Below are 15,319 nucleotides of genomic sequence, written 5' to 3' on the forward strand. Positions count from 1 at the left end.
GTCTTGCCAGGGGACTTGACTCAAACTTGACACTCCGCTGAATCGAGACCACAGCGCCGGGACAGGCAAGGACTGGTCGACTGAGGTGGTGAGGTGTGGGACAAGACGCCGACCGGACTCCCGGGCAGGCGTCACCCGTACCACCGCGGCAGCCGATGCCTGCGGCATCAACGGCAAGCCGGCCCCGGACCGCAGCGGCCGCACCCGAAGGCGTGCTTGTCCCGCTCGGTCCGGCTACGGGTGAACCGAGGCGGTCAGCTCATGTCGATGGCGTACGCCTCCTCGCGTACGTCCGGGTCCGGGTGCCGCCGCAGACCGGTCAGCAACTCGCGCCACGGCTGCTTCCAGCCGAAACCGGCGCCGTGCCGGACCACCGCCACCGCGAACAGCCCTCCGGCGAGGTCGCCACGGCCGGCCAGCGCCCTGACGGTGCCGGCCAGCAGCATCGGGTCGGGCCAGTCGCGCAGGCCTCGCAGGCGGGCACCGACGTGTTCGGCGGTGCGTACGGCCAGGACGGGCCGGCCCGCACACCGGTCGGCGATCTCGTCCAGGTTGTCCAGCCGGCCGAGGTCGACCAGCATGCCGATGGCCGTACCGGAGAAAGGGGCTTGATCGGCGAGCCATCGCGCCGCCGCGACCAGCGCGGTCCGGTCGGCATCGACCGGCCGACTCCCGGACCGGACGACCGTACCCCGCGCCAGCAGGTTGATGCGTCGCCGCGCCGGTCGGTCCGAGACCGGGTCGCCGAGATGATCGTCGGCCGCGTCGCGGTCGACGAGCCGCTCCAGCGCGGTACGAAGTGTCGCGTCGCCGCCGGCCTTGAGGAGGGCGGCGACCTCGATGTGCACCATCGTCTCGCCGAGGTCGGTGAGCCGCTCGACGACCATCGCGGTGACCTCGTCGAGCCACGGTGACCATTCCCCGAGCCGGTTGAACGCGGAGCGTCGGATCTCCCGGTCGGGCGCCTGGCACGCTTCGACGACGAGGCCGCCGTAGCGTCGGCGGTGCCGTTCCGGGATCGTGTACGGGTAGGCGCTCAGGACCGCGCGGCGTTCTTCGCGGCTCCCGCCGACGGCGGTCTGCAGGATGCGCCAGCTGGTCTCGGAGCTCAGACGTCGCCGGGCGGCGGAGACGATCGCGGTGCGCAGATCGCGGTGCGCGTCCGGGTTCGTGTAGGCGTCGAGCAGCGAGGCCATCACGCCGGGCGGCCCGTAGTGGGCCAGGAGCCGGGCCGCCTCCTTGCGGCTGGTGACCTTCACGGGACCGGTGATCACCGGACCGAGCAGTTCGGGTAGCCGGGACGGTGGGGTGTGCCGGACGGCGCGGCCGGCCGCGTACAGCGCGACTCGTGCCCGGTCGCCGTCGGCGTACGACAGCAGCACCGCCAGTGTCTCGTCCGGTCGGTCGGTCCAGACCAGTGCACCCAGTGCCGCCTCCGCGATCGGCACCTCGGGGGCGTCGATGTGGCGTAGCACCAGTTCACGGCCCGCGACCGGCACTGCGGCTGCGGCCCGGATCGCCGCCGCCCGCTGCCATACCGGCTGCTGGGTGTCGGCGAGGATCAGCTCCTGCAGCTCCACGAACCGAGCCTGCTGGCGGGGCAGCCAACGTTCGACATGCGGCGCCCGGGCGGGCACCCACCGCGTCCCCGCCTCCACGAACCGTCCGCGCGGGGGGCGGCTCAGCACCCGGTCCAGCAGATCGGTCCGGGAGGCGCAGACGATCTCCCACACCTCGTGGATCGTCACCGCCGTCGGATCGGTCTGCAGCACCTCGGCGACCCGCTGCGAACGGGTCCGCGGGTCGTCGAGCCACAACCGGACGGCGGTGCGGGCCACCGACGCCAGCGTGCGGGGGCCGATCGCCCGCCGCAGCAGATCCTGCAGGTACGGCAGCCGCCGGGCCCGCCGGCCCAACGCATGGGTCAGCGCGAACAGCGGACCGTAGTGGCCGCGGCCGATGCCCGCCTCGACCCAGCCACGCAGCCGTTCGAAGACCATCGTCTCCTGTCCGCGGCGCAGGACCGTGTCGAAGCGGCGCAGCACCGGCGCCTGCGCGCCGGTGCTCACCAGGTCGATGGTCAGCAGCGCCCATTCGCACAGCTGCGGTACGGCGACATGGTGCTGCAGGACATCGGCGGCGAGGCCGCTCAACGCACTGGTGGTGGCCGTGGACGCGTCCCGGGCGTCGACGGCGTCGGTGGTCAGCCGCGTGAGCCCGGCCGCCGTGTCCGCGGTGAGCAGCGGCGCCACCCCGGCCAGCGCGGTGAGCGCGGAGGCACGGACCGGATCCTGCTCGTTGCGCAGCCGACCCAGCCGCACGATCACCTCCGCGACCGCCTGCCGGTCGCGGGACCGGCGCGCGGCCTCCACCAGCAGCGCATAGCCGCGCGCCCGTTCGTCGGCGTCACCCGAACGCAGTGCGACATCCAGCGCCGCGGACGCGTCCGGCCAGGCCAGGTAGGCGCTCCATTCCCGCACCTGGGCTTCGCGTTCCCGGATCTTCGCCAGGCCCAGCACGCGGGTCGCCTCACGGATCCGGACCGTGGCCGGTAGCACCTGCATGATCTCCGCGGCCGGAATCAGCGATGCCGTGTCGACCTCGGCCAAGGCCCGGTCGTACAGTTCCGCACGCCGGGCCGGGGCCACCGTGGCGAGCAGGCCCGCCAGCGCCCGGCTGTGTTCGCGGTACCGGGCGGCCAGTTCCGCGAGGTCGTCGGTGGGCAACGCCGCGAGGCGGCGCAGCAGAGCCTTCGGCAACACGGTGCGCTGCAGCCAGGCGGTACGGTCGCGGGCGGTGAGCAGGCGCACCACCCGACTCGCGTCGTGGGCGGCCAGGACGCCGTACGCGACGAGCGGGCCGGGCAGCGACTCCCGCGGCGCATACCGTTCGAGCAGGTCGAGCACCTGTGCCGGGTCACACCGCAGCACCGCGCCGGCGGCCTCGGCCCAGATCCGGCCGCGCCGCTCGGCGGGCGCCTCGGCCAGCCGCTCACGGACCCGGTCCAGCAGCGGGCCGGGGTGCCATCGGACGAGCCGCTCAAGGTGCAGCGCGTGTTCGAGGTCGGGCAGCAGTGCCCGTACCGTGTCGGCGCCGCAGGCGGGCAGCAGCGCGGCGGCCTCGTCATCGCCGAACTCGGCCCGCACCACGGTGATCAGCGCGTCGGCGACGTCCGGTGTGTGCCGCCGGCGCAGGGCCCGATAGATCCGCCGCCGCTCGGTCGCCGGCCGATCCGCGTGATCACCGGGTAGGGATCCGGTGCGCACGGCGGCGGTGAGAGCGGCCCCTCGGATCGACGGCTGCGGGTCGCGGGCCGCGGCGGCGACGGCCTCGGCGTCACCGGCCACCATCGCGGCGACCAGAGCGAGATGCCGCTCGTAGGGGCCCTGCCCGCGCAGTTCGGCGCAGACCTGCGCGCGCTCCGGCGCGGTACGGGCCCACTCGTTGAGCCGTTTCATCCGCTGGCGATACGACAACGGATCCAGCGACGTCAGCAGGGTACGGGTGGCGGTGAGCACGGCGTACATTGTGCCCACGAACCCACCGCGACGAGATCGATTATTCCCTCGCGCGGCCGCCCTCCGCACCGGTGAGTGATCCTGAGGCCAACCAGTCGGAGGCATGTCGTTCACGGTCCGCGGCGTCGATCGGTCGCCGTGCCCCGGATGTCGGGGTATCGGCGCGTGCAAGGATCCCCGCGACGGCGACCAGGCTGGCGCCGCCGATGACCGGCAGGACGAGCCGGTAGTCGCCGGTGGCGGTCAGCAGGAAGGCTGCGGCCAGGGGCGCGCCGGCTTTGGCGAGGGTGACGAACGCGGCGAGGGTACCGGCGATTCCGGCGTACGCGCCGGTCCCGTACCGGTCGGCGAGAAGTTGCGGGGTCGCGAGGCCGGCGATGCCGAACCCGATCCCGAAGCAGGTGACTGCGAGGACCGCGCCGGTCCGTGTGCCGGCGAGCTGCGGCAGACCGAACGACGCGAGGGCCTGCACGGCGAAGATCGCGGCGACGATGCGGTGCAGCCGGACACGGCGGGCGGCGGCGGTCAGCAGCAGACGGCCGGTGACCGACAGGATCCCGAGCAGTCCGGCCACGGTCGCGGCGAAGGTCGCCGGGTGCCCACGGCTGACGAGATAGCCGACCAGGTGGACGGTCATGGTCGTCATGGCTGCGGCGTGGGCGGTGAACGCGGCGACGATGCACCAGAACCGGCGGTCGCGGATCGCGGCCCGAATCTGGCTCCGCCGGTGGAGGGTGCTTGCGCGCCGCGATCCGCACACCGCCTCCGGTGGTCGACGGACCACGAGCACATGCAGTGGTACGGCGACGCTCGCGTACAGCCCGGCGAGCACCAGGAGGGTGGCCCGCCAGCCGTGGTGTTCGGTGAGCCGGCCGGTGAGCGGCATGAAGATGGTGCTGGCGAACCCGGCCACGACGATCATGCCGAGGATCGCCTTCGCACGGCGCCCGGTGTCGAACCAGGACACCAGCACCGGGGTGGCGGCCTCGTAGAGCGCCATCGCCATCGCGACACCGAGGCCGGCGAAGATCAGGTACAGCTGCCCCACCGTGCGGGCGTGTGCCCAGGCGATCAGCATGGCGGCGCCGAGCAGGGCACCGGTGGTCATCAGGGCCCGGCCGCCGTGCCGGTCGAGCCACCGGCCTACCGGGATCGCAGCCGCGGCCTGGGCGAGGATCGCGGTGGTGAACGCTCCGGTGACGGCGGCCGGTGTGGTGTGTAGGTCGGCGGCGATCGGGTGCAGCAGCACGGCGAAGGCGTAGTAGAGGGTGCCGTATCCGATGGTCTGGGTGACGGCGAAGGTGGCGACGATCCACCAGCCGTGGAACACCCGCCGACCACCGGCGGTGGTCGGCGGATCCGTGAGGTTCATGCCGGTCAGCAGCAGGTGCCGGGCCGGCCCTCGACGGGTTGGCTGCCCAGGGCGATCAGGTTCAGCGGTGCGCCGCCGCTCGGCTCAGCGCCGGCCTCCGTGGCCGGTGCGCCGCAGCAGCCGCCACCGTCGGTGATCGTGTCGTCGACTTCGACCGGGTCGCTGTTGCAGACGCCGGTCTCGGGCAGGTCGAGTTGGACGTCGCGGGCCGCCTCCCAATCACCGGCGAGTGCGGCGACGACCGAGCGCGCCTGCTCGTAGCCGGTGGCGAGCAGGAACGTCGGCGCCCGGCCGTAGCTTTTGACGCCGATGGCGTAGTAGCCGGGTTCGGGGTGGGTGAGTTCGTCGACACCGTGCGGCGGAACGGTGCCGCAGGAGTGCTCGTTCGGGTCGATCAGCGGGGCCAGCGCGCGGGTGGAGCCGAGAATCGCATCGAGGTCCAGGCGCAGTTCACTGGTGATGGTGTGGTCCGGGCGGTAGCCGGTGGCCACGACGATCCGGTCGGCGGTGACGGTGCGCTCTCCGTCGGACACCAGGACCGTGTCGCCGTCGTCGGTCAGGCGCTGCACCCGGAACTCGGTGAGCAGTGTGACGGCGCCGGTCTCGACGACCTGACGCAGGCGGGTGCCGAGCGCGCCGCGTTCGGGCAGGGCGTCGGCGCTCTGCCCGCCGTAGGTGCGGGTCGGGCTGCCGGCCCGCACGGCCCAGGTCACCGCGGTGCCGGGCTCCTGTTCGGCGAGGGCGGCCAGGGCCAGGATGGTGTTGGCGGCGGAGTGCCCGGCGCCGACGACGAGGATCCGGCGGCCCGCGAACCGGTCCCGGTCGCGACCCAAGACGTCCGGGAGGGCATTCTCGAGGTACGCCGTGACGTCCGCTTCGCCGTGCGCGGGAATGCCGAACGCACCGAGCACGTTCGGGGTGCCCCAGGTGCCGGAGGCGTCGATGACGGCGCGGGCGTGGATGTCGGCGCCGTCGGCCAGTCGCACGAGAAACGGTGTGTCCTCACGACCGGCGCTGCGGACCCGGTCCAGGCCGAAGCGGGTGATCGCGACGACGCGGGCGCCGTAGCGGAGGTGCGGCTTGAGCGCGGGCAGGTCGGCGAGCGGCTGAAGGTAGTCGGCGGCGAGTTCGGCGCCGGTGGGCAGCTTGTCGTCGGCGGGCCGTACCCAGTCGGCGTCGGCGAGCAGGCGGGCGGCGGCCGGGTCGATGTCGTATCGCCAGGGTGAGAACAGCCGTACGTGTCCCCATTCGCGGACGGCGGCGGCGGGCCCGTCACCGGCCTCGAGGACGACGAAGGGCAGACCCCGTTCGGTGAGCTGGGCGGCGGCGGCGAGACCGACCGGCCCGGCGCCGATGACCACGACGGGAAGCTGGGAGAGCTGGCTGGACACGGGAGGTGACTCCTGTCTGTGGAAGAGATACGTGGGAAGGCTCAGGTGATGTGCGGGCTGCGGCGCTCGATCAGGACCACGTCGCGCCACCGGCGGCGGTCATCGGCCGTACGAGCAGGCTCATGCGCAGCCGTCGCCGCTGGTCGGGGCGGGTTTGCCCATGACGACGTCGGCGGCTGACGGGAAGCAGTCGATGCAGCGGGCGTTGATCCGGTAGTGGCGGGCATTGCCGACCGGTTCGGCCAGCACGAACCGAACCTCGGCCAGAATCTTCAGGTGCTGCGAGACGGTGGACTGGGCCAGCCCCATGGCGGCGACGATCTCCCCGACCGGCATCGCCCGGTCTTCGCGCGCCAACAGCTCCACCAGCTGCACCCGGGACGGGTCGGCGAGCGCCCGGAACCACGATGCGTACATCTGCGCGGTCTCCCGCGCCAACAGCTCGGCCATTCACTCTCACCAGCTTCATCGTTAATCGCCGATCAACGATGAAAGTGTAGGGGTGCTCGTCGCGGTCAGCCAGACCGTCGCCACGACCAGCCGGCACACCGCCACGAGGGTGGCCGGGTCGACGCGCTCGGGAGTGTCGGCCGGACTGTGGTAGCCACCCATACCCGCGCCGATCCCGACCGCCGCGAATCCGGCGGCGGCGTACCGGCGGTTGTCCGAGGCGACCGGTCCGGCCGTCAGCGGCAGCCCGGTGTGCCGCCCGGCCTGGTCGAGTAATGCCAGCAGCCGGTGCGCCGGCCCACCGGCCTCGACCGCAGCCGCCGCACCGAGTCGCCCGGCACCGTCGACGTTGATCACCGACGGGCTCGCACCGGCCGCGCGAAGCCGGTCGGCATGGTGAGCGGAGCCGAGGGCGCCGAGCTCCTCCGCGTCCAGCAAAGCGACGGCCAGTCCGGCACCGTGCGGCAGTCCCGGACTGAGGATGCGGGCGGCTTCGAGCACGACGGCGACACCGGTGGCGTTGTCCGATGCTCCCGGCTGGCGCAGGTCGGGGTGGTCGCCGACACCGTCGTAGTGCGCCGTCAGCAGCACCTCCGAGATCGGAGGTCCCGAGGCGGGCCAGTTGGCGTGCAGGTTGGTGGCCGTCACGTCGATGCGGCGGATCGGAGCGTTCGCCGTGAACCATCCGGCACCGGCGGCTGCGATGAGCGCGGCGTGGGTGACGGGGTCGAGCATCAGGATCGGCAGTGGCCCGGGGTCGGGCCCGGCCAGGACCGTGTAGTGCCAGCCGTCCGGGTCGGTGTCGCGGGCGATCAGCAGCCCGGCCGCGCCGTCGGCGTGGCCGTAGGCGTCGAACAACGACATCCCAGCGGGAATGGCCAGCCACCGCCCGGCGGGGTCGCCGCTGCCTGCGACCGCCAGTTCGCCGTGGCGTGCCGCCGGCAGGTCGGCTGAGGCCGGATGTGGCATGACGCTGCGGCCGAACACCAGCCGGTGCAGGTCGATGCCGTCGTGCCGGCGCACCTTCGGTACTGCGTGTATCTGCGGAACGGCCCGGACCTCGAACGACACATCGTCGACCCGCGCCCCGAGGGAACTCAGCTGCTCGCCGAGCCACCGGCGTGCCTTGCGGCCGCCGGGACTGCCGGCTCGCCGGCCGGTGAAGACCGGTCCGGCGAGGGCGCCGACCGTGCCGACCATCCGGTCGGCGTCGACCTCGGCGAGCAACCGGGCCAGGTCGACGGGCGGGGTGCTCATCCGCAGCAGCCCTGACCGGCGGCGACCGCCTCGGTCTTGGCCTCGCTGCCGCAGCAGGAGCCTTCGGCGGTCGCCTCGGCCGTCGTGCCGCAACACGGCGCCGAAACCGTCGGCGCGGGTGCGTCGGCGGTGGCGGTGGCGGTGGCGGTGGAGACGCTGCCACCGCAGCAGCCGGTCGCGCCGGTGACGGACAGGGCGGCGGCCGGGTCGCCGGTGAAACCGCCGGTGCTGGTCGTGGTGTCGCTCATCGCTGGTTCTCCTCGGGTGTGCGTACGGCGATCGAACGCGAGATGGTTTCGACATCCATCGGATTCGACCGTTCTCGAAACCGAGAGTTGCATGCGGATTCGATCGTTGTCAAACTCGACTCATGTCGAAACCGGCCACCACCATCTCCGCCACCCCCGACCCGGGCACCGAGGCGCCGTGCTGCCCCCCACTGGCGCAGCAGCGCATCGACTCGTCCACGGCCGTGAACCTGTCGGCGGCATTCAAGGCCCTCGGTGATCCGGTCCGGCTCCAGCTGATGTCGATGATCGCGTCGGCGCCGGACGGGGAGATCTGCGTCTGCGACCTCACCCCCGCCTTCGAGGTGTCCGGCTCGACGATCTCCCACCACCTCAAAACCCTGCGCGAGGCCGGCCTGGTCGACGCCGAGCGCCGGGCCAGCTGGGTCTACTACCGGCCCCGCCCCGCCCTGATGCGGCAACTCGCCACCCTGCTCACCCCCACCGACTGACCGCACAAGACCGACGACGGCACGGGAGGGCGGTTCACCCGGTGTTCGTTTGACCGACCGCGAATACCTCAGCAATTATTGAGTCAATGAACGCTGATACTTCCTCGTTGCATGCGCGGGCCCGGATACACGCCGCGCTCGGCGACCCCGCCCGCCTCGCGATCGTCGACGCCCTCACCCTGGGCGACGCGTCCCCCGGCGAGATCGCCGCGGAACTCGGCATGCCGACCAACCTGGTCGCCCACCACGTGAAGGTGCTCCAGGACGCCGGCCTGCTGGCCCGCACCCGCTCCGAGGGCGACCGCCGCCGCACCTACCTGCGGCTGGTGCCCGGAGTGCTGTCCTCGCTGACCGCACCCCGGCTCGAGGGCACCGAGCGGGTGGTGTTCGTCTGCACCCACAACTCGGCCCGCTCCCAGCTGGCCGCGGCCCTGTGGCGGGACCGCATCGGCGGCGAGGTCGCCTCCGCCGGCACCATCCCGGCTCAACGGGTCCACCCCCGTGCGGTCCGGGTCGCCCACGAACACGGCCTCGCCCTGGACCCGGCCGGCCCTCGCCACGTCGACGAGGTGCTGCACGACGGTGACCTCGTCATCGCCGTCTGCGACAACGCCCACGAAGACCTCACCGGCGGAATCCGGCCGCGACTGCACTGGTCGGTGCCGGATCCCGCCCGCGTCGACACCGACGCCGCCTTCGAAGCCGCCTACACCGACCTCGCCGACCGCATCGACCGGCTCGCCATCTGACGCCCACCCACCCCGACACGACCCGGAGTCACCTGTTCATGCACCAGATCACCCTGTGGCGGCGGCTGCTCGCCGAGTTCCTCGGCACCGCGCTGCTGGTCACCGCCGTCGTCGGCTCCGGCATCATGGCGTCGAGCCTCTCCCCCGGCGACGTCGGCCTGCAACTGCTGCAGAACTCGGTCGCCACCGTGTTCGCCCTCGGCGCGCTGATCCTCACCTTCGGCCCGGTCTCCGGCGCCCACTTCAACCCGGTGGTCTCCGCCGCCGACTGGTTCCTGGGCCGCCGCACCGGCACCGGACTGACGATCAAAGACCTCGGTGGGTACGCCGTAGCGCAGACCCTGGGAGCCGTCGCCGGCTCGATCCTGGCGAACCTGATGTTCGACCTCGCGCCCATCACGATGTCGACCAGGGACCGCTCCGCCGGCAACCTGTGGCTCGGCGAGATCGTCGCCGTCGTCGGCCTGCTCCTGCTGATCTTCGCCCTCAGCCGGTCCGGCCGCGCCACCGTCGCCCCCGCCGCCGTCGGCGCCTACATCGGCGCCGCCTACTGGTTCACCTCGTCCACCAGCTTCGCCAACCCGGCCGTCACCGTCGGCCGCGCCTTCACCGACACGTTCGCCGGCATCGCCCCCGCCTCGGTGCCCGGCTTCGTCATCGCGCAGATCATCGGCCTGGCCATCGGCGTCGGTGTCCTGCTCGCCCTCTACCCCACCGCCGGTCAGAGCGCCGACAGGGTCGTCGTCGAACCCGACCGTTCCCACTGACCTACGCCCTCGCAGCACCGGCCCTCACGGAAGACGGAAAACCATGAACCACGCCAAGCCCACCGTCCTGTTCGTCTGCGTCCACAACGCCGGCCGCTCCCAGATGGCCGCCGGCTGGCTACGCCACCTCGCCGGCGACACCGTCGAGGTCCGCTCCGCGGGCTCCGCCCCCGCCGAGACGATCAACCCGGCCGCGGTCGAGGCGATGAAGGAGGTCGGCATCGACATCACCGACCAGACCCCCATCAAGCTGACCTGGGACGCCGCCCGGGAGTCCGACGTCATCATCACCATGGGCTGCGGCGACGCCTGCCCGGTCTTCCCCGGCAAACGCTACGAGGACTGGAAGCTCGAGGACCCGGCCGGTAAGGGTGTCGACGCCGTCCGCCCCATCCGCGACGAGATCAAGACGCGCATCGAGGTCCTGCTCGCCGACCTGATCCCCGCCTCCTGATCACCACCCGCTCGGTAGACCGGGACGGTCCATCCCGTGCAGAGGGCCATGGCGGGCGGGGTGGCCGCGCGCGCCGATCGCGGGCGCGGCCACCACCCGGTCAGGAACTCGGGTACCAGGCCTGCAGATCCACCACCAGGTTGGTGGTGCCCGCGCTGACGTTGCGGACGCGGATCTTGCCGTCGGTGCCGACCGGCACCTTCGCCATGCCGCCGCGAGCTAGGTCGGCGGTGGGCGGGTAGTTGGACAGCGACGTGCCCGGCTCGGTGCCGTCGGCCGGCCAGGCGTGCAGGTAACCGGCGGCCGTGTTGTCCACCACCACGAAGTTCACCACGGCGGTCGCGCCGGGCGGCAGGCCGGTGGCGATGTCGACGGTGCCGTTCGCCGGCATCGGTGCCGGGTTGCTGCGGGTGTCCACCAACCGCCGTGCCGCCAGGGTGCGCAGGCCGGCGCCGGTGGTCGGGGCGCCGGTGAAGTAGCCGGTCGCCGTCATCACCAGGTGGATCGGTGAGCCGCTGTTGTTGGTGAACGTGGCCCGTCCGTCCGTGCCGAGCCGGACCGCCACGCCGTGCGACGTGGTGCCCGGAACGTAGTCCATCACGCTGCGACTGGTGCCGCCGGTCGCGTACGTACCTATCCAGCCCTGTGCGGTGGCGCCGGTGGCGATCAGGTCGACGAACGCGGTGGACGCCCCGGCCGGGATCACCCCGCCGGTGAAGGGGAACGTCCGGCTACCGCCGCTGGGGATCGTCGTCGTGCCGCCACCGCCGAGCCCGCTGCGGGTGTCCACCAGCCGGGTCGGCGTGACCGGCACGTAGCCGCCGCCGGACGTGCCGGTGCGGGTGTAGTAGCCCTGCACGTCGACGATGATGTGCACGCCGCCGCCGTTGTTGTAGACCGACAGTTTTCCGCTGGCCGGCACGTTCACCACGGCACTGTTCGACAGGATCTGGTTGGCGGTCACGTTCAGCGTGGACAGCGCCGCCGGGCGGGTGGTGCCCTCGGGGAACACGGTCAGGTACATCCCGGCGGTCGTGGTCACCGCGGTGACGTCCACCAGTACCGCGGTCACGCCGGTGGCGGGCACCCCGCCGACACCGGTGACCTGAAACGACGTGGTCGCGCCGGCCGCTTTGACGCCCGGTGCCCCGCCGATCGAGCCGCGGGTGTCGAGGACCGCCGCGCTGGTGGGGAGGCGGACGAACGCACCGCCGCGGACGGTCTGCCGGACCCAGGCCGCGATGTCGTCGAGCCGGGTCTCCGTGGCCGTGGCGGTCGCGCCGGCCGGCGCGTCGAGGCAGCCGGCCTGACCGGACGTGGCGTGCACGCCGACGAGTTCGAATCCGGCGCCGCGCGGCCGCAGTGCCGGTCCGCCCGAGTCGCCCTTGCAGACACCGACCGACGCGCCCGCGGCCGGGGCGAGGTCGATCGTGGCGCCGCCGACGGTCTGGACGGTCAGGTCGCCGCGGTGCAGCCGGCGCGGCACCCAGGTGGTGGCGGTGCGCCCGTACCCCAGGACCTGCAGTGTCTCGCCGGCGGTCGGCGCGACGGCGGCGATCGGAACCGGCGCGACGTCGATGACCGGCGCGGAGAGCTTGGCCAGGGCCAACTCGCGATCCGGGTGCACCACCACGTCGACGACGCGGCGCTGCTGGCCACCGGTCGCGTCCAGGTCGGCGCGCCCCACGGTGACCGTGGTCGCCACGGTGGGCGCGCCGCCGACACCGGCGAAGCAGGCGGCGCTGGTGGCGATCCACTCCGGGTCGATCAGGGCGCCGGAACATCCGCGCACCGAATCACCGACCTGGACGTGTGCCGCGAACGTGTACCCGGTGGCCGGCGTGCCGCCGGTGACGCCCGAGGCCGGCGCGGAGCCCACCCCCGCGGCCAGGGTCAGCGCGGCCAGTGCGACGGCCAGGCCGGTGCGCCGTACGGTCCGTCTCGCGCGGCTGCGGGCAGCAACCATCCTCGTATCCATCGCCAAGGCCTCCCCGTGTCTCCCCTGAGTGGAATCCCGCAAGCCACCCTAGCCCTGCTTTTTCGCTTTCAGGGGGCGGTACGACCGCGCCTCACCGTCGTTGTCGGATAACCAACATCCATCGACTACCTCGAATCGCTGTGGCGACCCGCAGCGGGATCCCGGAAACACTATGCGAGCCCGGCGGTGATGACCTCCATCGATGCCTTGAAAGCCTCGACGGCCTGCGCCCGATACTGCGGTTTCTTGTCGCCCTTCACGTCCGTGGTGATGTAGTCGAACCGCGCCCTCACCGAGATGTCGCCCGTGACGGTCTCGAAGCGGAAGTTGTACTGGTACCCGTGGATGCCGTCCTTGCACGGCTCGTTCGCGCACGGCAGCTCGTCGGTCAACGGATCCGCCTGGTCGAGGGTGAGCAGATCCTCCGCCGTCTCGGGCGTGTACTTCGGATACCTGACCTTCCGGATGTCCTCGTCGGAGTATCTGCCGTAGTCGAACTCGGCACGGCCGAAGACCGATGCCTTGGTCGCCACGTCGCGGTACTCGCCGTCCGGTTCGATATCGCACATCGGTGCATTGGTCGCGAGTTTCGCGTAGTCGAAGGTGGCGGTGTACTGGACGGTCCCGTCACCCGGCAGCTTCACCGTCTTGTCCAGCGTGTCACAGACCGCGCGGAGCTGGGCCTCGGTGGCCTGCTGGGCGGTGGACGCCGCCGGAACCGGTGACCGGGCCGGCGGCGGGGTCGGCGACGTCGACTCGCCGTCGCCGGGATCGGCTGACGAGTCACAGCCCGCCAGCAGCAGCACGACGACCGCACCGATCGCCATTCGTCTCATCACCGGGTCTCCTCCGTCGTGTAGTCCTGGCCGCCCTGGTCGTTGTCGCCCGGGGTCGTGTCGTTGACATAGGAGGGTGCACCCGGAATGTGCACCTGCCAGCCGCTGCGGTCAGTATCCCCCGCCCAGTCACGGGCCTGAGCCGGAGTGGGGGCCTCGTCCCAGTCCGCGAGGACGGACTTGATGGCATCCCTGGCATCGTCATCGGTCACCGCGTAGGACTGTGCCGCCGCTTTGATCTGCTCGCCCGCAAGGTAGAGGCGCCCGCAGGCGGTCTTCAGGTATTCGCCGTACTCCACGACCATGGCCTTGACCTTCGGGTCGGCACTGCCCTCGGACCCGTCCGCCGTGGCCAGCGAGGCGTCGGCGGCCTGGACCGCGGCGATCTGCGGAATCAGGTCCTTCTCGTAGATCCTCGCGCACTCGAAACAGGTGTCGGCGATCTCCAGAATCTCGTCCACGTTGATGTGGAAGCCCGCGCTCTCACCGGTGCCGGTGGCGGTGTTCTCGGTCAGGTCGTACAACTCCAGGTTGAAGCTGTGATACCCGAAGACGGTGTCGCGGAGACTGTAGATGCCGTTGTTGTAGTCGTTCTCCCGGGAGAACAGGTCGTCGGACTGCTCGTCGAGATGACTCCAGAGCGTGTTGATCACCGCCTCCACACCGTGGGCGTACGCCGTGTGTTTGATGTTCGGCGCGAAATTCTGTCCGATGATGCCGATGAGCTGGACACTCGCACCGAAAGCCCCCAGGGCCGGGTTCCAGCCGCCCGCGATGCTGAGTGCCGTGCCCATCCCCTGGAAGGTCTGCCACATCGGGTTGAGGTCGGTGGTGACCTCCTTGGTCGCATCGAGTGCCTTGCCGGCGTCCCCGAGGATCTTCAGCGATCCGGAACGCATCTCCTGGATGATCGTGCCTCTGGCGCTGTAGAGGTTGTGGATGCTCGCGGCGATCCCGGCCTGGTTGTGCAGGGTCGGAGCGATCGAGGAGAAGAAGCCGTCCTTGAGCTTGTCGGCGGCCAGCCCGGTCCAACTCTGGTACCAGCCCGCGTTCTCGCCGTCCTCGCCGATGAGCTTGCGGACCTTGACGTGCAGGTCGGCGTTGCTCACGGGGGTGAAGCCGGCGTCCGAACCGGCGGCGGTCTCCAGACCGAGGGCACCGCCGATCACCAGGAGCGCCTGCTGCGCACTCTCGATCGCGCGCTGATCGTGTCTGTCGAACTGCGGCAGCTTGTTGAGGACCGCACTGCCCTCGGAGTACGCCCAGTACTCGACCTGCTGCATGATCGAATTCATGCCGCAGGGGATCTCGCTCGGCGCGACCACCTCGTTGCCGTAGCGATCGGTCGTGAACAACAGCCCGGAGCCGGACTGCGGGGCGTTGATGCGGCCGGGACAGGACGGCACACCGGTGCGCTGGTCGCCCTTCGCCCACTCGACGACCTCGCAGGGACCGTAGATCAGATGGAGCCGGTTGATCGGATCCCAGTAGTCCCAGAGATCCTCCCCGTAGGGCGCCTGGTACCGGTGAAACGCCGTCCTGAACGCGCTGTTCTGCCAGCAGGCGAGCGCGACCTCTTCACGCCACCGTTTCGTCAGGGCCTTCCGGAACGCGTTCACCTCGGCTTCGAGCGCAGCGTAGAAGTTGGTGTCGTAGATGATGCCGTCGGCCACGTCGATCCCCCCGTGAATCGCGGTCCTCTTCGTACGGTTGTCGGCCTCCGCTGTGGTACACGCCTACGACGAGCCGCGGGTTCACCCGCCGCCTATCTGTCCTGGAAGACAGATGACCGCAGGTCACGGACAGCA

Annotated in this window: 13 protein-coding genes; 4 read left to right on the forward strand and 9 right to left on the reverse strand. The window is 71.5% G+C overall.

All coding sequences use genetic code 11. The features are described 5' to 3' along the window. Nucleotides 1-254: 254 nt before the first annotated feature. The 6 genes from Q0Z83_RS21805 to Q0Z83_RS21830 form a co-directional block, all read right to left on the reverse strand. Nucleotides 255-3,527, reverse strand: coding sequence for a hypothetical protein (locus Q0Z83_RS21805; protein WP_317797109.1), 3,273 nt, complete (start codon nt 3,525-3,527; stop codon nt 255-257). Between the two features lie 31 nt (nt 3,528-3,558). Further along, nucleotides 3,559-4,890, reverse strand: coding sequence for an MFS transporter (locus Q0Z83_RS21810; RefSeq protein ID WP_317795808.1), 1,332 nt, complete (start codon nt 4,888-4,890; stop codon nt 3,559-3,561). 5 nt (nt 4,891-4,895) lie between these two features. After that, on the reverse strand, nt 4,896-6,281 hold the full coding sequence (locus Q0Z83_RS21815) for an FAD-dependent oxidoreductase (protein WP_317795809.1): 1,386 nt from the start codon (nt 6,279-6,281) through the stop codon (nt 4,896-4,898). A 120-nt stretch (nt 6,282-6,401) separates the two neighbouring features. Beyond that, the gene (locus Q0Z83_RS21820) at nt 6,402-6,731 is read right to left on the reverse strand and encodes an ArsR/SmtB family transcription factor (protein ID WP_317795810.1); all 330 of its coding nucleotides are present in this window, start codon (nt 6,729-6,731) and stop codon (nt 6,402-6,404) included. 21 nt (nt 6,732-6,752) lie between these two features. Continuing rightward, complete coding sequence (locus tag Q0Z83_RS21825; RefSeq protein WP_317795811.1) at nt 6,753-7,988, reverse strand: M28 family metallopeptidase; 1,236 nt, start codon at nt 7,986-7,988, stop codon at nt 6,753-6,755. Then, nucleotides 7,985-8,236 carry a hypothetical protein gene (locus tag Q0Z83_RS21830; RefSeq protein ID WP_317795812.1) on the reverse strand — a complete coding sequence of 84 codons (252 nt, stop codon included), beginning with the start codon at nt 8,234-8,236 and terminating at the stop codon, nt 7,985-7,987. Before Q0Z83_RS21830 ends, Q0Z83_RS21825 begins: the two co-directional genes overlap by 4 nt. 122 nt (nt 8,237-8,358) lie before the next feature. On the opposite strand from Q0Z83_RS21830, the gene Q0Z83_RS21835 reads away from it, so the two are divergent. The 4 genes from Q0Z83_RS21835 to Q0Z83_RS21850 all read left to right on the forward strand — a co-directional run bounded on the left by Q0Z83_RS21835 (nt 8,359) and on the right by Q0Z83_RS21850 (nt 10,697). Next, the gene (locus Q0Z83_RS21835; RefSeq protein ID WP_317795813.1) at nt 8,359-8,727 is read left to right on the forward strand and encodes an ArsR/SmtB family transcription factor; all 369 of its coding nucleotides are present in this window, start codon (nt 8,359-8,361) and stop codon (nt 8,725-8,727) included. 86 nt (nt 8,728-8,813) lie between these two features. Beyond that, entirely contained in the window at nt 8,814-9,476 is a 663-nt protein-coding gene (locus Q0Z83_RS21840; RefSeq protein WP_317795814.1) for an arsenate reductase/protein-tyrosine-phosphatase family protein, read from the forward strand. A gap of 38 nt (nt 9,477-9,514) precedes the next feature. Beyond that, the gene (locus tag Q0Z83_RS21845) at nt 9,515-10,243 is read left to right on the forward strand and encodes an aquaporin (RefSeq protein ID WP_317795815.1); all 729 of its coding nucleotides are present in this window, start codon (nt 9,515-9,517) and stop codon (nt 10,241-10,243) included. 43 nt (nt 10,244-10,286) lie between these two features. Then, the gene (locus Q0Z83_RS21850) at nt 10,287-10,697 is read left to right on the forward strand and encodes an arsenate reductase ArsC (protein ID WP_317795816.1); all 411 of its coding nucleotides are present in this window, start codon (nt 10,287-10,289) and stop codon (nt 10,695-10,697) included. A 100-nt stretch (nt 10,698-10,797) separates the two neighbouring features. On the opposite strand, the gene Q0Z83_RS21855 is transcribed toward Q0Z83_RS21850, so the two are convergent. The 3 genes from Q0Z83_RS21855 to Q0Z83_RS21865 form a co-directional block, all read right to left on the reverse strand. Next, the gene (locus Q0Z83_RS21855) at nt 10,798-12,663 is read right to left on the reverse strand and encodes a S1 family peptidase (protein ID WP_317795817.1); all 1,866 of its coding nucleotides are present in this window, start codon (nt 12,661-12,663) and stop codon (nt 10,798-10,800) included. 182 nt (nt 12,664-12,845) lie between these two features. Next, nucleotides 12,846-13,511 (reverse strand): hypothetical protein, encoded by a 666-nt coding sequence (locus tag Q0Z83_RS21860; RefSeq protein WP_317795818.1) that lies wholly within the window; start codon nt 13,509-13,511, stop codon nt 12,846-12,848. Next, on the reverse strand, nt 13,511-15,184 hold the full coding sequence (locus Q0Z83_RS21865; protein ID WP_317795819.1) for a hypothetical protein: 1,674 nt from the start codon (nt 15,182-15,184) through the stop codon (nt 13,511-13,513). The genes Q0Z83_RS21860 and Q0Z83_RS21865 overlap by 1 nt, the downstream gene beginning before the upstream one ends. Nucleotides 15,185-15,319: the final 135 nt, after the last annotated feature.

Source organism: Actinoplanes sichuanensis, assembly GCF_033097365.1.
In the GTDB taxonomy this organism is placed as follows: Bacteria; Actinomycetota; Actinomycetes; order Mycobacteriales; family Micromonosporaceae; genus Actinoplanes; species Actinoplanes sichuanensis.